This window comes from Aureimonas pseudogalii (assembly GCF_014196835.1).
GTDB classification, from domain to species: domain Bacteria; phylum Pseudomonadota; class Alphaproteobacteria; order Rhizobiales; family Rhizobiaceae; genus Aureimonas; species Aureimonas pseudogalii.
Window position 1 is genome coordinate 163,167 of record NZ_JACIEK010000005.1, and the last position, 19,269, is coordinate 182,435.

General features: G+C 69.9%; 16 protein-coding genes. 12 read left to right on the top strand and 4 right to left on the bottom strand.

Going from position 1 to position 19,269, the window contains the following annotated elements; all coding sequences use genetic code 11:
- Positions 1 to 65 precede the first annotated feature (65 nt).
- Complete coding sequence (locus tag GGR04_RS11690; protein WP_183200072.1) at positions 66 to 1,115, bottom strand: 4-hydroxythreonine-4-phosphate dehydrogenase PdxA; 1,050 nt, start codon at positions 1,113 to 1,115, stop codon at positions 66 to 68.
- 203 nt (positions 1,116 to 1,318) lie between these two features.
- Between GGR04_RS11690 and GGR04_RS11695 the strand changes: the two genes are divergently transcribed.
- From GGR04_RS11695 to GGR04_RS24425, 7 genes are all read left to right on the top strand, one after another.
- Positions 1,319 to 2,035, top strand: a complete 717-nt coding sequence (locus GGR04_RS11695; RefSeq protein ID WP_183200073.1) for a GntR family transcriptional regulator — start codon at positions 1,319 to 1,321, stop codon at positions 2,033 to 2,035.
- A gap of 158 nt (positions 2,036 to 2,193) precedes the next feature.
- Positions 2,194 to 3,021: a MetQ/NlpA family ABC transporter substrate-binding protein gene (locus GGR04_RS11700; RefSeq protein ID WP_183200074.1), complete on the top strand. Its 828-nt coding sequence runs from the start codon at positions 2,194 to 2,196 to the stop codon at positions 3,019 to 3,021.
- A gap of 103 nt (positions 3,022 to 3,124) precedes the next feature.
- Positions 3,125 to 4,192, top strand: coding sequence for a methionine ABC transporter ATP-binding protein (locus GGR04_RS11705; RefSeq protein ID WP_183200075.1), 1,068 nt, complete (start codon positions 3,125 to 3,127; stop codon positions 4,190 to 4,192).
- A complete protein-coding gene (locus GGR04_RS11710) occupies positions 4,173 to 4,832 on the top strand; it encodes a methionine ABC transporter permease (RefSeq protein WP_183200076.1) in 660 nt (219 codons plus the stop codon). The genes GGR04_RS11705 and GGR04_RS11710 overlap by 20 nt, the downstream gene beginning before the upstream one ends.
- Positions 4,833 to 4,961: 129 nt before the next feature.
- On the top strand, positions 4,962 to 6,368 hold the full coding sequence (locus tag GGR04_RS11715) for a Wadjet anti-phage system protein JetA family protein (protein ID WP_183200077.1): 1,407 nt from the start codon (positions 4,962 to 4,964) through the stop codon (positions 6,366 to 6,368).
- Positions 6,358 to 7,038: a DUF4194 domain-containing protein gene (locus GGR04_RS11720; protein WP_183200078.1), complete on the top strand. Its 681-nt coding sequence runs from the start codon at positions 6,358 to 6,360 to the stop codon at positions 7,036 to 7,038. The genes GGR04_RS11715 and GGR04_RS11720 overlap by 11 nt, the downstream gene beginning before the upstream one ends.
- Complete coding sequence (locus GGR04_RS24425; protein ID WP_183200079.1) at positions 7,031 to 10,450, top strand: SbcC/MukB-like Walker B domain-containing protein; 3,420 nt, start codon at positions 7,031 to 7,033, stop codon at positions 10,448 to 10,450. Before GGR04_RS11720 ends, GGR04_RS24425 begins: the two co-directional genes overlap by 8 nt.
- Before the next feature lie 57 nt (positions 10,451 to 10,507).
- On the opposite strand, the gene GGR04_RS24430 is transcribed toward GGR04_RS24425, so the two are convergent.
- Positions 10,508 to 11,161 (bottom strand): DUF6481 family protein, encoded by a 654-nt coding sequence (locus GGR04_RS24430; protein WP_312857442.1) that lies wholly within the window; start codon positions 11,159 to 11,161, stop codon positions 10,508 to 10,510.
- Positions 11,162 to 11,268: 107 nt separating this feature from the next.
- Here GGR04_RS24430 and GGR04_RS11735 point away from each other — a divergent pair, with 107 nt between their 5' ends.
- The 5 genes from GGR04_RS11735 to GGR04_RS11755 all read left to right on the top strand — a co-directional run bounded on the left by GGR04_RS11735 (position 11,269) and on the right by GGR04_RS11755 (position 16,977).
- Positions 11,269 to 12,696, top strand: coding sequence for a LysM peptidoglycan-binding domain-containing protein (locus GGR04_RS11735; RefSeq protein WP_183200081.1), 1,428 nt, complete (start codon positions 11,269 to 11,271; stop codon positions 12,694 to 12,696).
- Between the two features lie 218 nt (positions 12,697 to 12,914).
- Positions 12,915 to 14,765: an ABCB family ABC transporter ATP-binding protein/permease gene (locus GGR04_RS11740; protein ID WP_183200154.1), complete on the top strand. Its 1,851-nt coding sequence runs from the start codon at positions 12,915 to 12,917 to the stop codon at positions 14,763 to 14,765.
- Between the two features lie 134 nt (positions 14,766 to 14,899).
- A complete protein-coding gene (locus GGR04_RS11745) occupies positions 14,900 to 15,598 on the top strand; it encodes a phosphatidylserine decarboxylase (RefSeq protein ID WP_183200082.1) in 699 nt (232 codons plus the stop codon).
- 4 nt (positions 15,599 to 15,602) lie between these two features.
- A complete protein-coding gene (locus GGR04_RS11750; RefSeq protein ID WP_183200083.1) occupies positions 15,603 to 16,412 on the top strand; it encodes a CDP-alcohol phosphatidyltransferase family protein in 810 nt (269 codons plus the stop codon).
- Positions 16,413 to 16,422: 10 nt separating this feature from the next.
- The gene (locus tag GGR04_RS11755) at positions 16,423 to 16,977 is read left to right on the top strand and encodes a pyridoxamine 5'-phosphate oxidase family protein (RefSeq protein ID WP_183200084.1); all 555 of its coding nucleotides are present in this window, start codon (positions 16,423 to 16,425) and stop codon (positions 16,975 to 16,977) included.
- A gap of 12 nt (positions 16,978 to 16,989) precedes the next feature.
- Here the strand turns inward: GGR04_RS11755 and GGR04_RS11760 are convergent, their stop codons facing one another.
- Together GGR04_RS11760 and purF are read right to left on the bottom strand one after the other, a co-directional pair.
- The gene (locus GGR04_RS11760; RefSeq protein WP_183200085.1) at positions 16,990 to 17,730 is read right to left on the bottom strand and encodes an SDR family NAD(P)-dependent oxidoreductase; all 741 of its coding nucleotides are present in this window, start codon (positions 17,728 to 17,730) and stop codon (positions 16,990 to 16,992) included.
- 17 nt (positions 17,731 to 17,747) lie between these two features.
- The gene (gene purF / locus GGR04_RS11765; RefSeq protein ID WP_183200086.1) at positions 17,748 to 19,208 is read right to left on the bottom strand and encodes an amidophosphoribosyltransferase; all 1,461 of its coding nucleotides are present in this window, start codon (positions 19,206 to 19,208) and stop codon (positions 17,748 to 17,750) included.
- Positions 19,209 to 19,269: the final 61 nt, after the last annotated feature.

A 19,269-nucleotide genomic window follows, 5' to 3' on the forward strand; every position in this document is an offset into this window, starting at 1 on the left:
TTTCCTCCCCGCAGGACGAACGGTTCGGCTGGGGGCCCTCCACCCCCGGCCGAAGGCGGGCGATGCTATTCGGCGGCGACGCGCAGCTGGCGCTGCTGGTTGGCCATGCGCACAGCCAGGCGGAAGGCCTCGCGCGTCGCGCCGATGTCGGCCTTGCCGGTGCCGGCGATGTCGTAGGCGGTGCCGTGGGCGGGGGTGCAGAGCGGGAAGGGCAGGCCACCCATCATCGTCACGCCCTTGTCGAAGCCCATCATCTTCATCGCGATCTGGCCCTGGTCGTGATACATGGTCAGCACCGCGTGATAGCCCTCGTTGAGCGCCCGCAGGAACACCGTGTCGGCCGGGAACGGCCCCTCGACGTCGAAGCCCTTGGACTTGGCCGCGGCGACGGCCGGCTCGATGATGTCGATCTCCTCCATGCCGAACGACCCGCCGTCGCCCGCATGCGGGTTGAGCCCGGCCACCGCGATGCGCGGGCGCTCGATGCCCGATTGCGCGAGACAGCGATGGGTGAGGTCGACCTCGGCGAGGATCGCTTCGACGCTCAGGTGATCCGACACCGCCTTCAGCGGGATGTGCGAGGTGACGCGGGCGTTCCAGACCTTCTCCAGAACGTTGAACTCGCGCACCTTGCCGCGAAAGCCGGTGACGTCGACCACGAAGCGGATCTCGTCGTCGTAGCCTTCATAGGCGTAGCGCATCGCCTTCTTGTTGAAGGGTGTGAAGCAGACGGCGTCGGCCTCTCCGCGATGCGCCATTTCGAGCGCGGCGCGGAAGTTCTGGGTGGCGAAGGTGCCGCCGGCCAGCGTCGCCTCGCCGCGCTGCACCGTCTCCGGCGCGCAGTTGGCGAGATCGACGAAGACGGGGCGCGAGCCGGCGGGGGCGCGGGGGGCGTCGGCCGACACATAATCGAGGTCGAGCGTGACGCCGGCTTCGCGGGCGCCCTTCTCCAGGATGCGGCGGTCGCCGAAGACGGTGAGGCGGGCGGCCTCGTGGGTCTCGGGCAGAGCGAGGAGCATCGCGGTCAGCTCGGGGCTGATGCCCGCGGGGTCGCCCATGGCCAGAGCCACGATGGGGCGTGCCGTCGACGAGGGTGCCATCGCTTCGTTCGTCATCGCGAACCTCCCAGTTGCAAAACGTCGCCTTTGCTACCCGAGCTGAATGCGCGTATCAAGTGTTTTGTATGCTGCATACAGAATTAGGCGGTTTGACGGGACGGCGAGCGCGTGGTGAGTGCGCAGGCGATGGCCGTTCACGCTGCTGCGATTACCTTCGCGCACAACCGCGATCGCCAGGACGACGGCATGGGAGACATCCGATGAGCGAGACGCTGGAGACGGGCGGGCACGACGGTTCTTTTGCGACCGCGAGCGACGCGGGCCCGATCGAGCCGGGGCGCATCTCGCGGCAGTCGCTGCACGACACGATCGTCACGCGGCTGCGCGACATGATCATCGAGGGCGCGCTCGTGCCCGGCACTCGCCTGCACGAAGGTCAGCTCGGCGAGCAGCTCGGCATTTCCCGCACGCCGCTGCGCGAGGCCATCAAGTATCTGGCGAGCGAAGGGCTCGTCGAGCTCGTTCCCAGTCGCGGCGCCGTGGTGAAGCGCTTCGACCGCAAGGACGTGCAGGACATGATGACGGTGATCCGCGCGCTGGAGGAACTGGCCGGACGCCTCGCCGTCACCGCGGCGAGCGATTCGGGGATCGCGGCCGTGCGCCGCGCGCACGACGCGATGCTGGAGCGCTACGCGGCGAAGGACCGGCTCGCCTACTACAAGCTCAACCAGTCGATCCACACGATGATCGTGGCGCTCGCCGACAATCCTGCGCTCGCGCACGTCCACGCCACGCTGCAGATGCGGCTGAAGCGCATCCGCTTCATCGGCCACGAGGAGCCGGCGATGTGGGCGGCGGCCGTGAACGAGCACCAGGAGATGATGGCGGCGCTGGAGGCACGCGACGGCGACCGCCTCGCCGAGGTGCTCGGCCGCCATCTCGGCAACGCCTGGACGCGGGTCGAAACGGGCTTGTGACGCGAGGCCCCATGCCGGCTGTTTTTGCGCGGATCGGCGATAAGTTGGATTCCTGTTCTTTGATCGCGGCGCTCCCCCGCGGCATCTCTTGCAGGTCGATGCTCGCCTTTGGCGTGCAGCCGGCGCCATCGCCTTCGGGCTTTCGTTAGGAAACTTTCATGCTTCGTCACCCCACCGCCCATCGCTCCGTCACCCGTCGCCCGGTCCTCGCCGCGCTTCTGGCCTCCGTGACGGCGATGGGAATGGGCATGGCGTCGGCGCAGGCCGAGACCGTGAAGGTCGGCATCATGGCCGGCGAGGACGAGGACGTCTGGAAGGTCGTCGCGACCGAAGCCGCCAAGGGCGGGCTGACGGTGGAGCCGGTGATCTTCGCGGACTACACGCAGCCGAACGAAGCGCTCGACCGCGGCGAGATTCAGGCCAACGCCTTCCAGCACAAGCCCTATCTCGACGCGCAGGTGCAGCAGCGCGGCTACAAGGTCGTGCCCGCCGGATACACGGCCTTGTTCCCGATCGGCCTCTATTCGAAGTCGGTGGAGAGCGTCGCCGAGCTTCCCGAGGGCGCCGCGATCGGCATTCCCAACGATCCCTCCAACGGCGGGCGGGCGCTCAACCTCCTGCAGGATCTCGGCATCATCAAGCTGCGCGAGGGCGCTGGCATCCTCGCCACCGCCATCGACGTGGAGGAGAACCCCAGGAATGTCGAGATCCGCGAGCTGGACGCCGGCATCGTCGGGCGCTCGATCGCCGATCTCGCGGCCGGCGTCGTCAATACCGACTGGGCGTTCAAGAGCGGGCTCGATCCCGCGAAGGAGCGGATCGGGCAGGAGACGCTGACCGACAACCCCTATCGCAACTTCATCGCCGTGCGCACCGACGACGAGACCAAGCCCTGGGTGAAGACGCTCGTCTCCGCCTACCAGAGCGAGCCGGTGAAGGCTGCGCTCCAGACCGCCTACAAGGGCGCCGCCCTTCCGGCCTGGTAAGCCCGCCGCCCCTCCCGCCGGATCGCCGCTGAGCGACCGCCGCCTCGCCGCGGCGGTCGTCTCGTTTCACGGCCCGGCTCTTCTTCTCGTGCGGACCGATGCCATGCCCGATTTCCCGACGACCGAAGCCGGCGCACCGCCGATCCTGCGCTTGGCCAACGTCTCCAAGCGCTTCGGCGCGCATGCCGCGCTCGCCGGCGTCGATCTCGAGATCCGCCGCGGCGAGATCCTCGGCATCATCGGCCGCTCCGGCGCCGGCAAATCGACGCTGATCCGCTGCATCAACGGGCTGGAGCGGCCCGACGCGGGGCGCGTCGAGGTCGAGGGCCGCGCGATCGAGGCGTTGAGCGATTCGCAGCTGCGGCCCGTGCGCCGGCGCATTGGTATGATCTTCCAGCACTTCAACCTCCTCGCCAACCGCACCGCGGCCGAGAACGTGGCGCTGCCGCTGAAGATCGCGGGAACGAGCCGGGCCGAGCGCGAGCGCCGCGTCGCCGAACTCCTCGATCTCGTCGGTCTGGCGGGGCGCGGCGGGCAGTATCCCGCGCAGCTCTCCGGCGGGCAGAAGCAGCGCGTCGGCATCGCCCGTGCGCTCGCCGCCGACCCGGCCCTGCTCCTCTCCGACGAGGCGACGTCGGCGCTCGATCCCGAGACCACCGAGCAGATCCTGGCGCTGCTCGCCGAGATCAACCGGCGGCTGGGGCTGACCATCGTCCTCATCACCCACGAGATGGACGTGGTGCGCCGCATCGCCGGGCGCGTCGTGGTGCTGCATGCCGGCGCCATCGCCGAAGAGGGGCCGACGGGCCGCGTCTTCGCCGATCCGCAGGCCGAGGCGACGCGCAACCTCCTCGGCGTCTCCGCCGCCGCCGGCCTGCCCGCCGCGATCCGCGACCGTCTTCAGGCCGACCCGTCGGGGGAGGCGATCCTGCGGCTCGATCTCGGCGGAGCGGCCGCGCCCATGCCGATCCTCTCGGACGTCGCGATCCGCCACGGCGTGGCGATCCGCATCCTGGGTGGAGCCGTGGACGAGATCGGCGGCGACACGGTGGGGCGGCTCTTCCTCGGCGTCACGCCGCGCGCGTCCGCCGATCTTCCCGCCATTCTCGACCAGCTCGCCGCCGCCACCCTTCGCACGGAACTTCTCGGCCATGTCTCCCCAGCTCGTTGACCTCCTCGTCCGCTCGACCTGGGAAACCATCCTGATGACGGCGGCGTCGGGCCTCGCCGCGCTCGTCGTCGGCCTTCCCATCGGGCTGGCGCTGGTCCTCACCGATCGGGGCGCGATCCTCGAGGCGCCCTGGACGAACCGCGTCCTCGGCGCGCTCGTCAACGCCTTCCGCTCCGTGCCCTTCATCATCCTGCTCGTGGCGCTCATTCCCTTCACGCGCCTCGTGGTCGGCACCTCGATCGGCACGCTGGCGGCGATCGTGCCGCTGTCGGTGGCCGCGATCCCCTATTATGCGCGCATCGCCGAGGTCTCGCTGCGTGAGGTCGATCCGCAGCTGGTGGAAGCGGCACGGGCCATGGGCGCGACGCGGCCCACTATCGTGCGCGAAGTGCTGCTGTCGGAGGCGCTGCCGAGCCTCGTGTCGGGCTTCGTGGTGACGCTCGTCACTCTCATCGGCGCCACGGCCGTCGCGGGCGCCATCGGCGCGGGCGGGCTCGGCGACCTCGCGATTCGCTACGGCTACCAGCGCTTCGAGACGAGCGTGATGGTGGCGGTGGTGGCCGTACTCATCGCGCTCGTCTGCCTGCTGCAATGGGGCGGCGACCGGCTGGTGGCGCGCCTCGACCATCGCAAGGGCTGAGCGCCCGCACCTGTGGAGCGAGTGGAGCCCGGCGGGCCGCATGGTTGATCGAAGGTTGACGGCTCGCTAGACAGGGTCGGTCCTGCCCCGCCGACGCGCGCCCGGCCTCCGCGCGCGATCAGGTTCTGAATGCCGCTTTTCGACGTCCTGCCTCCCGATCTCTTCCGGCCGCTCGCCGCGGCCTCGAAGCAGCTCTATGCCGAGTTGCTGCTGCACCTCCACCGCACCGCCTTCGCGCTGGCCGGCGAGGCGCCGAGCCGGTCCGAGGTGGTCGGCGAGATCGAGGCGTTCCTCACCGGCTTCGAAACCGGCGGCGAGCCGGCTGCGGACGACGAACTGCCTGATGTCACACGGCCCGAGGACCGCCCGTCCGCCTATTATGCCCGGCTGATCGAGACGGGCTGGCTCGTCGAGCATCGCGAGCGCTACGTGCGCCGGGTGGATCTCGACCCCGACGCCGCCGGGCTGCTCCACCTCCTGTCGCAGATCGAGCGCGGCGAGACGCGCACCTATGGCGGCGCCGTGCTCGGCGTGCTCGCGGCGCTGGAGAGTGCGGCATCGCAGCCGCTGGAGCGCTCCGAGAGCCTGCAGAACGCGGCGCGCGAATCGGCTGACTTCATGGCCCATATGCGAACCGTCTCGGTGTCGCTACGCCAGGCGGAAGATCGCATCCTGCGCCAGCCGACGCTGCGCGAGGTCTTCCGGCACTTCTTCGAGGATTTCGTCGAGCGCCATCTCATCCGCGACTTCAAGACCCTGCACACGAAGGACAATCCCTTCCGCTTCCGCTCCGGCATCGTGCGGCAGGCCGTCGCCATGGCCGAGGACGCCGCGCTGGTGGCCGCGCTCGGCGCGGCCTACGCCCGCGAGGGGCGGGCGCCCGACGCCGGCGAGGGCGAGGCGCGCGTGCGCGGCGAACTCGCCGAGATCGAGCGGGTGTTCGAGGCGGCGGCCTCGCATCTCGACGCGATCGACGGCACGGTGGCGCGCATCGAGCGGCGCATCGTCAACGCCGCCCGCTACATGGACCGGATCGCCAATCCTTCGCAGGCTCTCATCGCCGAGGCGCTGCGCGTGGTCGCCGGCTTCGAGGGCGACGAGGTGCCCGTGGCGACGGCGCTCCTGCCGCGCATCCTGCCGCTCGGCCCCGTGCACATTCCCGCGCCGCGCCGCGAGCGCGCGCCGATCGAGCCGACGATCCTCCATGATACCGAGCCCGACCCCGCCGTGGTGCTCTACGCCCGCGCCAAGGAGGAGTATGTGCGGCGAACGCGCGTCACCGCGCCGGTGCTGGCCGCCTTCTTGGAGCGGGCGCTCGGGGCGGGGTCGCAGGTGCGCGGTCGTGACATCGGCGTCGTGACGGTGGACGACTTCGTGGCCTTCCAGCGGCTGCGGGAGCTGCCCTCGATCTTCGGCGGCGCGCTTGCGAAGCCCTACGAGATCGTGCTCCTTCCCGAGCGCTGCAGCAACGACTGGATCTCCTGCCAGGATTTCCTGATCCGCCGCAGGCCAACAGGACAGACGCATGCAGCGTGAGACCGACGAGTTCCGCGACATCGTGGACGGCGACTGGGCGGGCGGCCACATCGCCGGCCGGCGCCCGAACGCCGAGGAACTGACGCGCGCCCTTCAGGTGATGATCACGCGCCAGTGCGTCTACGCCCACACGAGCGGTGTCGGGCGCACCTACGATCTCGTGCGCGCCTATTCCGGCTTCTTCGAGCGCTATTTCGGGGCGCTCGGCTATCGGCTGGCCGTGTCGCCGCGCGACCAGATGGTGGCCTTGAGCGTGCCCGCCGACGAGCCGCGCTACGATGGCGTCTTCGAGCGCCTGCGCAAGGACGAGACGCTGGTTCTCCTGGCGCTGCGGCTTCTCTGGGAGGAGGCGCTGCGCACGCACGAGATCGGCGAGGCCGGCATCGTCGAGACCTCCACCGACGATCTCGTCGATCGGCTCGCGGCGGTCACCGGCGCGCCGCCGCCCGAGGAGACGCGCCTCACCGAGATCCTGCGCGGCTTCGCGCGTCACGGCGCCGTCCGGCTCGGCGAGCGAGACCGGATCCGGCGCGCCTCGCCGCTCGCCGTGCTGCCGGGCATCGCCGTGCTCGTGCCCGACAGCTACCTCTCCGACCTCACCCTCTGGGCAGGCGCGCCGCCGCGCGCCGCCGCGCCCGGCGAGGCCGACGGGGAGGGTGCCCGTGTATAGCCTTCGCCGCATCTCGCTGGTGAACTGGTACCTCGTCGACGCCAAGGACATCGAGATCCGCGGCGAGGCCGCGCTGATCGGGCCGACCGGCGCCGGCAAGTCCTCGATCCAGGACGCGATCCAGACCGTCATCACCGGCGTCAATGCCAACCGGCTGAACCTCAACGCCAGCGCCAGCGGGCGCTCCTCGCGCAGCGTCCTCGAATATTGCCTCGGCATGACCGGCGACCCCGCCGAGGACGGCCGGCCGCTGCGCTCGTCCTGCGAGACCATTCTCGCGCTGACCTTCGTCAACGACTACACCGACGAGCCGATCGCCGTGGGCGTGGCGCTCGCCGCCCGCCATGGCGACAGCCGCGAGGAGGTGCTCTCGCGCTTCATCGTGCCGGGCCACGCCTTCACGGTGGAGGACATCCGCCGGGGAAAAAGCGGCGTCGCGCCCTGGGCCGAGATCGCGGCCCGGCTGCGCGCGCTCAGCCCCGAGATGAGCGAGCACCGCGCCTCGGCCGAGCGTTTCACGTCGGAAATGCTGGCGGCGATGCGCGGCCCCGGCCAGCCGCCGAACGCGCGGCATTTCCTGCGCGCCTTCTCCAATGCGCTCGCCTTCAAGCCGATCTTCGATCCCACGATCTTCGTGCGCGACTTCGTGCTGGAGCCCGAACCGCTGGACGTCGAGCGCGTGCGCGCCTCCATCGCTACCTGGCGTGAACTCGAACGGCTGATCGAGGACGCCGAATCGCGGCATCGCCATGTCCGGCGCATCGCCGAGCGCTTCCGCGTCTGGGCCACAGCGCGGCTCGGCGCCGACCGCGAGCGCTGGCGGGCCGCGAGCGCCGAGGCGCGGCGCTGCGCCCACGAGGTGCGGGCCGCCCGTGCGACGCTGCTGGCGCGCTTGCGCGAACTCGAGATCGAGCGGGGTGTGCTCACCAGCCGCCGAGAGTGGATCCGCAACTGGGACGACGAGATCCGCTCGCGCCAGGCGCTTCTGGCGCAGGCCGGGGGCGAATCGCAGCTGCGCCAGATCGCGGCGGAGGCCGCGCTCGCCGGGCGCGACCTGAAGGAGGCCGAGGCCGCCTGGACACGCATCCGCGGTGCCTTTGCGGCGCTCGTGCGCCTTGCCGAGACGGCCGGCACAGTCCACGGCGCCCATGCCGGCGCCGTGGACGCGGCTCGGCAGGCGCTGGCGCTGGCGCCCGAGGGCACGCCGCTTCACGAGGCGCTGCGCGGGCGCGGCGACCGGCTGCAGGCGCTGGCAGCCGAGGCAGCGGCGATTGAGGCCTGGAGCTTCGATCTCGATGACGCCGCCGACCGGCTGGCGGCCGAGGCTCGGCAGCTCGAATCCGATCTTCTGCGCGTCGAAGGCGGGCTGCAGCGCCCGGCCGGCGCCATCCTCTCGCGCGAGACGACGCGGCTGCTCGCGATGCTCACCGAGCGCGGCATTCCCGCGGTGCCGCTCTGCGACGTCGTCGAGGTGGTGGATGCCGAATGGCAGTACGCCGCCGAGGCGCTGCTCGGGCGCGGGCGCGAGGCGGTGATCGTCGAGCCACGCCTTCTGCCCTCGGCCTTCGACCTGATGTGGAGCGACCGCAACGCCTTTGCCGGCTGCACGCTGGTGAAGACGAGCGCGACGCGCGGCACGCCCGTGCACGTGCCGAAGGGCAGCATCGTCGAGGCGCTGCGCTCCGACGACGAGCACGCGCGCGCCTTTCTCGCCGTGCGCATCGGCGCCTTCCGCAAGGCCGAGACCGATGCCGAGCTCGACCGGCTCGACCGCGGCGTGATGCGCAACGGCAAGACCTCCTCGGGCATGGGCCTTTCGGTCCAGCGCGACCTGCGCGACCTCGTTCTCGGGCGCGGCGTGGACGAAGGGCGCAACGGACGGTTGGAGGCCGAGGCGACGGCGCTGCGCCGCGCGATCGGCGAGAATCGGGTAAAGCTGCGGCTCCTGCGCGAGGCCGCCCGGGGCCTGCCGGCCATCGTCACGGCGCTTCGGGCCGAGCCCGGTCCGTTCGACCTCGAGCACCGCGTCTCAGCGGCGCGCCTGCGCACGGAGACGCTCTCGCGCGACCGGCGGGCGGTGGAGGCGGGCGACGCCAGCGAGCTTCGGGCCGAGATCGACGAGATCCGGGCCGAGCGCGACGCCCATGCCACGGAACTGGCCGAGGAGGTGGAGCCGCGGGTGCAGGAGCTGCAGGGGAGCGCCGCGACGGCCCGCGCGAAGCTCGATCTCGCCACCGAAAAGCTGCGCGGCGCCTCGCTCGCGCGCCGGCGTGCCTGGAGCGCGATCGACGACGAGGGCAGCCGCGCGCTCGTCGCCGCCGGGCCTGAGGGCGAGCGGCTCGATCCCGTCGAGCTTTGCGCGAGGTTTCGCGAGCGCGTGCGCCACGAGGAGAGCGAACGGCGCGACGCCGCCGCCTGGCTCTCGACCCTTCGCAACGACGCGCGCGCGGCCGCCGAAGCGAGCGAGGGCACGGCGCGCCGCGAGCAGCTGGTGGCGCTGCGCGATCTCACCGAATATGCCGCGAGCTGGAAGGTCGCGGTGCCCGCGGTCGATGCCGACACGATGGTTAACGGCTATCTGTGGATCGTCGACGAGACGGCGCGACTGGAGACGCACGAGCTGCGCGGCTACCGCGACGCCTGCGCCAAGGCCGGCGACGAGATGCGCCGCATGCTGCGCGAAGATCTGCTGGCGCGGCTGTCGGAGAAGCTCGGCAAGGTCTCCTATCGCCTCGCCGGCATCAACCGCCTGCTGAAGCGCCACCGCTTCACCGGGCAGACCTACGCCTTTACCTACGCGGTCAACACACGGCTCGCGAGCCTTCATGCGCTGGCCGAAAGGGCGGCGGCGGGCGAGCTGACCGACGAGGTCTTCGACGGCTCGATGGGCGAGGTGGAGGCGATGATCGAGGGCGGCGAGGATGCCGTCGCGATGGCCGACTATCGGCAGTATTTCACGTTCGAGATCGTGATGACGGACGCGCGCGGCGGCCGCACGACGCTGTCGTCCCGCGCGTTGAAGGGCTCGGGCGGCGAGGCCCAGGTGCCGTTCTACGTGGCGATCGCCGCCTCGCTGGCGCTCGCCTACTTCCCCGGTCATGTCGCGGGGAAGCCCGCCGGCATGGGACTGGCGCTGTTCGACGAAGCGTTCAACAAGCTCGACGTGCCGAACACGCAGGCGCTCCTGCAGTTCTTCCGCGACATGGGCCTGCAGCTTCTCATCGCCGGCCCCGAGGACAAGCGCGCCACCTTCACCGAGGTGCTGGATACGATCGTGCTGGTGAACAAGTCGCTGGACGGGCGCTCGGTCTATATCGACACGGAGCATCCGGGCGCGGCCGCCAAGGCGGCTCTCGCGCGGCTCAACCCCGACCATCGCGGGATCGAAGGCTTCCGCTCCGCCGCCGAATAGGCGCGGCGAGACGCGCATGGTCGGGCGGCGGCCGCGAGGGGCCGCCGCACCGGATCGTCAATTGTTGCGGCGCGCCTGCCGGGCGGCGTAGCGCGCGTCTCGGGCAGCCTTGAGGGCCGCCTCGTCGCGCAGGAAGCTCGCCACATGCTTGTCGGCTTCCTTGGCCTTGGCCTTCTCGGCGGCGAGCTCGGCTTCGAGCGCCTCCTGCCGGACGGCCTCTTCCTGGGCCGCCACCTCGGCGGCGACGCGCTGGCGCTCGGCCTCTTCGAGAGCCTGAGCTTCGGCTTCCTTGGCGCGGGCGGCTTCGCGTTCCGCGCGGGCTGCGACCACCAGGGCGCGCTCGGCGCGGCGCGCCTCAAGAGCGGGGTCGGCGAGCTTGGCCTTCGCCTTCTCGAGAAGAGCGGCCTTGGCCTGGCGTGCGGTGTCGCGGCGCCCCGCAAAATCTGCGTTGTCGTGCTTCAAAGTGGAGTCTCGATCATCATCGGTGAGGTTCGGCGCCCCTTGAGCCGGCGGACCGGGCAGGGCGTACGAAAGTCTTATAGCGCAAAACCTGCGTTTTGCCCAACCCCTATCGCCGCAGCCGGCCGGGCGCGTGCGGAGATAGGGATCGAGCACTTGCCATCGTCGAGACAATTGCGGCGACGGCAGCAAGCCGCGGAGCAATGTCCCCGTGTCGGCGACAGCCGCCCCGTCGCCGCGCAAGCCCTTCATCCTGTTGACGCTCTTGCCGAATCATCGATTGTGATGCGACGGCGCGGATTGTAGGCTTGGGCATGCCGCATCCTTCGCGGCTTCGGATTCTTGAAAGCGTTTCGGTCATGGGTCGACGGCTTCCCGTCCTGTTCTTCGTCGTGGTGCTGGCGGCGTTCGCGCTCGGTTGGCGTTCGGGCGTGTTCGAGCCGACGCTCGTCGAGCCGGCGCGCGGACCCGAGACCGCGAGCGACGCCGGGCAGGCGCGACAGGCCGCGCTGGAGCCGTCCGTCGTGGATTCCTCACCCGTGGCGCCGGTGACGCCGACGCCGTCCGAGCCGAGACAGACGCCTGCGCAGGCGACGTCCGACTCTGCCGCGAAGCCGAGTTTCGACGTGGTGCGCGTCGAGCCCGACGGGTCCGCCGTCATTGCCGGGCGGGCCGAGCCCGGACGCAGCATCACTGTGGTGAACGGCGATACGGTGCTCGGCGAAACGCGGAGTGGAGCAGGCGGCGAGTTCGTGCTCGACCTGACGCTTCCGGCTGGCGAGCATCGCCTCCGACTGGCGCAAGGCGACGCCGCCGATGCGAACGCGCCGTCCGCGCTCTCCGACGAGGCGGCCATCGTCAACGTGCCCCCGAAGGACCGCGCGAACGAGCTGCTCGTGATGATGGAGCGGCCGGGGCAGGCCTCCGAGATCCTCGTCCGCCCGCGGCCCGCCGAGCCGCAGGTGGCGGCGGTCTCGCCAGTCGAAGTCCCGGCGACGCCGGAGTCGCCCGCCGCCGCTGTCAAACCCGTCACGCCGTCGCATCCAGACAAGCTTGCGCCGACTGCGGCCGAAACGACCATGGCCGACGGCTCGACGGGTGCCGCGACCGGCCCCGAACGCCGGCTCGCGGTGGAGGCCGTCGAGATCGAAAACGGTCGCCTGTTCATCGCCGGCTCCGCCGATCCACGCTCCACCATCCGCATCTATCTCGACGACAAGCTCGTGACGGAGACGCGGGGCGGCGAGGGCGACCGGTTCATCGGCAGCGCGCTCGCGGGCGTCGCGGTCGGCGACCATGTCATCCGCGCCGACGAGATCGGGCCGGACGGGCAAGTCGTGGCGAGAGCCGAAGTGCCGTTCAACCGGCCCGACCTCGGCTCGATGTCGGCGGTGGCGTCGAGCGCCCGGCCGGCGGACGAGACGGAGCGAACCGCGAGCGCGCCAATGAACGAAGCGCCGGCGGTGGCTGCGCCGGGCAGCGTGGTTGCGGCGGGCTCGCCCGAAGCGTCGGAGGAGATGACGGCAGCGACGGATGCGATCGCCGCCCCGACCGCCGAGGCCGGCCTGCGCACCTCCGTCCAGGCGCCGCTCGAGACGGTGCAGGCGCGCGTCATCATCCGCCGGGGCGATTCGCTCTGGCGCATCTCGCGCACCACCTACGGGCGGGGCAGTCGATACAGCGTGATCTATCTCGCCAACGGCGACCAGATTCGCAATCCCAACCGGATCTACCCGGGACAGGTGCTGAAACTGCCCAAGGACGAAGCCAGCGACGGTCAGGGCTGACGGCCAGACGCCAGTGTCCACGGCTGACGGTCCGTTCGTGGACATTCGGTCGCGCATGGGAGCCATCGCACTGGTCGAGCGGGGCGGGGAGGACTAGAACCCTTCCAAATCGGCGGGCCAGACGGCCACGCCCTTCGCGCAGCGGCGCGACCTCCAGCGGAATCGATCGACCCTTGTCCCGACCAGAACAGCCTGCGGTGTCCGGCGACGGCAGCGCCATGTGGACGACGCTCAAGAACCTGTGGCCCTACATGTGGCCGCAGGAGAGGCCGGACCTGAGGGCCCGCGTGCTCTGGGCGAGCTTCTATCTCGTGCTCGCCAAGCTGCTGACGGTGGGCATTCCCTATTTCTACAAATGGGCCACCGACGCGCTGGACGGCGCGAACTCCGCCGAGCGCGTGCTGCCGCTGATCCTCACCGGCGCCATCACGCTCGTCGTCGCCTACAACGTGGCGCGTGTCGTCTCGGTCGCGCTCAACCAGCTGCGCGACGCGCTCTTCGCCCGCGTCGGGCAATATGCGGTGCGGGTGCTCGCCTACCGCACCTTCGTGCACATGCACGAGCTCTCGCTGCGCTTCCATCTGGAGCGGCGCACCGGTGGCCTCAGCCGCATCATCGAGCGCGGCACCAAGGGCATCGAGACGATCGTGCGCTTCACGATCCTCAACACCGTGCCGACCATCCTCGAATTCGCGCTGACGGCGGCGATCTTCGGCTTCACCTACGGCGTCTGGTATCTCGTCGTCATCGCGGCCACGGTGTTTCTCTACGGCTGGTTCACGATCAAGGCGAGCGACTGGCGCATCGGCATCCGCCGCGAGATGAACGAGAGCGACACCGACGCCAACACCAAGGCGATCGACTCGCTTCTGAACTTCGAGACCGTCAAGTATTTCGGCAACGAGACGATGGAGGCCGAGCGCTTCGACCGCTCGATGGCGCGCTACGAGAAGGCGGCGACGCAGACCTGGACCTCGCTCGGCTGGCTGAACTTCGGGCAGGGCGTCATCTTCTCGGCCGGCATGGGCACGGCGATGGTGATGTCGGCGCTGGAGGTGCGCGCGGGCACGCAGACGCTCGGCGACTTCGTCTTCATCAACGCGCTGCTGATGCAGCTCTCGATCCCGCTCAACTTCATCGGCTTCGTCTATCGCGAGATCCGGCAGGGCCTCACCGATATGGAGGAGATGTTCCGCCTCCTCGCCATCCGGCAGGAGGTGACGGACCGCGCCGACGCGCCGGACCTGAGCGTACGCGAGGGCGCCATCCGCTTCGAGGACGTGCGCTTCTCCTACGACCCGGAGCGGCAGATCCTGAAGGGCATCTCGTTCGAGGTGCCGGCGGGCAAGTCGGTGGCGATCGTCGGGCCGTCGGGCGCCGGCAAGTCGACGATCTCGCGCCTGATGTTCCGGTTCTACGACGTGGATTCCGGCCGCATCACGATCGACGGGCAGGACATCGCCGGCGTTCGGCAGGCGAGCGTGCGCGCGGCCATCGGCATCGTGCCGCAGGACACCGTGCTCTTCAACGACACGATCGCCTACAACATCCGCTACGGCCGCCCCGACGCGCCGGAAGACGAGGTGCGGCGCGCCGCCGATCTCGCGCAGATCGCCGGCTTCATCGAGATGCTGCCGGAGGGGTTCGAGACGATGGTCGGCGAGCGGGGTCTGAAGCTCTCGGGAGGCGAGAAGCAGCGCGTCGCTATCGCTCGCACCATCCTCAAGAGCCCGCCGATCCTCATCCTCGACGAGGCGACCTCGGCGCTCGACACGCACACCGAACAGGAGATCCAGAGCGCGCTGCAACTCGTCTCGCAGCAGCGCACGACGTTGACGATCGCGCACCGGCTCTCGACCATCATCGACGCCGACGAGATCATCGTCCTGCGCGCCGGCGAGATCGTGGAGCGCGGTACGCATCGCGACCTCCTGGCCGCCGGCCGGCTCTACGCCGAGATGTGGGCGATGCAGCGCGAGGCGAGCGAGGCGGAAGAGACCTTGCGCCGCGCCCGCGAGGCCGATGCGCTCGGCGTGCTGGAACGCAAGCGTGACCGCCAGCCGGTGTGACGCCAGTCTCGCCGTGCGGCTTCTCGCGTTGAGCCCGCCGGCATTCCCCCCTATGTGAAGACGACGGCGCCGGCGACGGTGCCGATCGTGCGCCGATCCCGGCGACCTGCCACCCTGAAAGGATCCCGCTCTCGATGGACATGATCGCATCGATCCGCAACGCTCTGGTGCCCATCCATCGAGCCGGCACCCCCTTCATCGCCGGGTTCTTCGTTGCCGCCGTGCTGCTCGGGCTCCTGTGGGAGCCGCTGTTCTGGGCCGGTCTCGTGCTGACGCTCTGGTGCGCTTACTTCTTCCGCGATCCCGCGCGCGTCACGCCGGTCTCGGATCATCTGGCCGTGAGTCCGGCGGACGGGCGCGTCTCGTTGGTCGGCCATGTCGTGCCGCCCACGGAACTCGGCCTCGGCGACGAGCCGTTGCTGCGCATCTCCATCTTCATGAACGTCTTCGACTGCCACGTGAACCGCGCCCCGGTGCGCGGTCGCATCGCGCGGATCGCCTACAAGGAGGGGCAGTTCAAGAACGCCGAGCTCGATAAGGCGAGCGAGGTGAACGAGCGCTCGTCCCTGGTGATCGACAGCCCGCGCGGCGAGGTCGGCGTGGTGCAGATTGCCGGCGCCATCGCGCGGCGCATCATCGTCTTCTCGCAGACCGGCGACCATCTGGAGGCCGGCGAGCGCTTCGGTCTCATCCGCTTCGGCTCGCGGCTCGACATCTACCTCCCCGACGGCGCGGTCGCGCGCGTCGCGGAAGGGCAGACGGCGGTGGCCGGCGAGACCGTAATCGCGGACTACGCGGAGCGCTCGCACGGCTGGTCGTGGCGCAAGGATTGATGGGATGATCGAGCCGACCCCGAGCGACCCTCTCGCAGCGCCCAAGCCCACACCCGCCGCGTCGCGGGTGTCGTTTCGGCAGATCCTGCCCAACCTCGTGACGATCCTGTCGATCTGCGCGGGCGTCACTGGCATCCGCTTCGCCTTCGAAGGTCGGTTCGAGCTGGCAGTGGGACTGGTGCTCGGCGCGGCCTTCCTCGACGGCATCGACGGGCGCATCGCGCGGCTCGTCAACGGCCAGAGCCGCTTCGGCGCCGAGATGGATTCGCTCGCCGACATCTGCAATTTCGGCGTGGCGCCGGCGCTGCTGCTCTATGCCTACACGCTGCACGACGCCGGCTCGATCGGCTGGATCGCGGCGCTTCTCTACATTAGCGGCTGCGCGCTGCGCCTCGCGCGCTTCAACACGATGCTGGACGAGCCCAACCGCCCGGCCTGGAAGACCGCCTATTTCGTCGGCGTGCCCGCGCCGGCGGGGGCAGGGCTCGCGCTCTTTCCGGTCTATCTCGGCTTCACCAGCAACGTGAACTTCCCGGACATCACCGCCTTCGTCGCGGCGCTCTACCTCGTCGCGATCGGTCTGCTGATGGCGAGCCGCATACCCACCTATTCCGGCAAGACGATCGGCATCCCCGTGCGGCGCGACTACGTCGTGCCGATGATCCTCTTCGTGGTCCTCTATATCGGCCTGCTGCTCAGCTTCTTCTGGGAAACGCTGACGGTCTCGGCGCTCGCCTACTTCGCGTCCATTCCCTTCGCGGTCCGCTCCTATCGCCGGCAGGTCGCCCGCAACCCCGTCGAGCCGCACGTCTGAGGAGATTCGCATGGCCAAGCAGTTCGCCGCGATCGACGAGGCGCGGCAGGCCTTCGTCGAGCGCCAGCGCATCTTCTTCGCAGGCTCGGCGGTGGAGGGCAGCCGGGTCAACATCTCGCCGCGCTCCACCGAGCACCTGCACGTGCTCGGGCCCAACGCGGTCGCCTATCTCGACCTGACCGGCAGCGGCAGCGAGACGGCCGCGCACATCCGGGCCGGGGGCGCGATGACGATCATGCTCTGCGCCTTCGAAGGGCCGCCGTTGATCCTGCGCCTCTACGGCAAGGGTCGCGTCGATTTTCGGGGCTCGCCCGCCTACGACGCCTTCCTTGCGGAGCGCTACGACGGCCGCGAACCGCTCGGCGCCCGGCAGGTCGTGACGCTCGGCATCAATCTCGTGCAGACCTCATGCGGCTACGCCGTGCCGCTCTTCGCGCGCACGGGCGAGCGGCCGGTGCTCGACCGCTGGGCTGAGGCGAAGGGCGAGGACGGGCTGAAGGCCTACCGTCTGGAGAAGAACCTCGTCAGCATCGACGGGTTGCCGACCGGCTTCGCGGAAGCCTGACGGGGCCTTGCCTCACTCGGGATCGCGGTAGGCAAGGAAGCAGTTCTTGCGCACGTCGAAGAGCCCGCCGGTCTGCGTCACCGACGGCAGGGTCAGCGGCAGGATGGCGGCAGCGACGTCCGTCGCCTTCGGCAGCGTGTCCGGGTCTTCGCCCGGCATCGCCATCGCCCGCATCGCCGTGCGCGTGGCGCCGGGGTTCACCGAGTTCACCCGCAGGGGGAGGTTCGCGGTCTCGTTGGCCCAAGAGCGCACCATTGCCTCGCCCGCCGCCTTGGTGGCGGCGTAGAGGCTCCAGAACGCCTTGCAGGAATGCGCGGCACCCGACGACAGGAACACAGCCCGGCCGGCTTCAGACGCGCGCAGCAGCGGGTCCACCGCCCGGATCAGCCGCCACGTCGCGGTGACGTTGAGCATCATCGTCTTCTCGAAGGTCTTCGCCTCGATATGGCCGATGGGCGCGAGCACACCGAGCGACCCGGCATTGGCGACGAGCACGTCGAGCTTGCCCCAACGCTCGTGGATGGCCCCGCCCAGCCGGTCGATGCCCGCCATGTCGGCGAGGTCGAGCGGCACGAGCGTCGCCGAGCCGCCGGCGGCCTTGATCTCGTCGTCGAGATCCTCCAGTCCGCCGACGGTGCGGGCGGTGGCGACGACATGGGCGCCCTCTGCTGCCAGCAGCTTGGCTAGCTGGTAGCCGATGCCGCGCGAGGCACCGGTGACGAGCGCGACGCGCCCTTCGAGTTGTCCTGCCATGGTCGGACCGATCCTCCTCAGCCGTTGCCGCCGAGCAGCGAGAGCTGGCGCACGTTGTCGGAGCCGTCGAAGTCGGTGAGGGCAGTCGGATAGTCGCCGGTGAAGCAGGCGTCGCAGAACTGCGGGGCGTGCGGGTTGCGCTCCGGCTCGAAGGAGGCGCGGTAGAGCCCGTCGATCGTCACGAAGGCGAGGCTGTCCACCTGGATGTACTCGGCCATCTCCTCGATCGTCATGCGCGAGGCCAGAAGCTTCGACTTTTCCGGCGTGTCGACGCCGTAGAAGCAGGAGGCGCGGGTGGGCGGCGAGGCGATGCGCATATGCACTTCCGTGGCCCCGGCCTCGCGCACCATGCGCACGATCTTCTGCGAGGTGGTGCCGCGCACGATCGAGTCGTCCACGAGGATGACGCGCTTGCCCTCGATCATCGCCCGGTTGGCGTTGTGCTTGAGCTTCACGCCCATGTGGCGGATCGAATCGGAAGGCTGGATGAAGGTGCGCCCGACATAGTGGTTGCGGATGATGCCGAGCTCGAAGGGAAGCTTTGCCTCCTGCGCATAGCCGATGGCTGCGGGGACGCCGGAATCGGGCACAGGCACCACGATGTCGCCCGTCTCCACGCTCTCGCGCGCCAGCTCGGCGCCGATCCGCTTGCGGATCTCGTAGACGTTGCGGCCCTCGACGTTGGAATCGGGCCGCGCGAAATAGACGTATTCGAAAATGCAGAAGCGCGAGCGGCGGGCTTGGAACGGGAACAGGCACTCCACGCCTTCGTCGCTGACGATCACCATCTCGCCCGGCTCGATGTCGCGCACGAAGGTGGCGCCGATGATGTCGAGCGCGCAGGTTTCCGAGGCGAGGATCACCGAGCCTTCGAGTTCGCCGAGCACGAGCGGCCGGATACCCAGCGGATCGCGCACGCCGATCATGCGGCCGGGCGCCATGCCGACCAGCGAGAAGGCGCCTTCGAGGCGCGACAGCGCGTCGATCAGCTTGTCGGTGAAGGCCCGCGCGCCGGAGGTGGCGACGAGGTGGAGGATCGTCTCGGTGTCGGAGGTGGATGAGAAGATCGAGCCGCGACGCTGCAATTCGCGCTGCACCGTCATGGCGTTGGTGATGTTGCCGTTGTGGGCGACGGCGAAGCCGCCGGCCGACAGCTCGGCGAAGAAGGGCTGGACGTTGCGCAGACCGCCGCCGCCGGTGGTGGCGTAGCGCGTGTGGCCGATGGCGCAGGTGCCGGGCAGGCGCTCCAGCACCGACTGCTTGGTGAACGTGTCGCCGATCAGGCCGGCGTGGCGCTCCACGTGGAACTGCGTGCCGTCGTAGGAGACGATGCCCGCCGCCTCCTGGCCCCGATGCTGCAGCGAATGGAGGCCGAGCGTGACGAGGGCCGCCGCGTCGGTGCGGGCGAAGATGCCGAAGACGCCGCATTCCTCATGCAGACTGTCGTCGTCCGTGTCGCCGAAGGGGGTCTCGCCCATGGTGTCACACCCTTTTTCCCAAACACCGGAGGTCGCGGCGCCCGTCATCCAAAGATGGGGA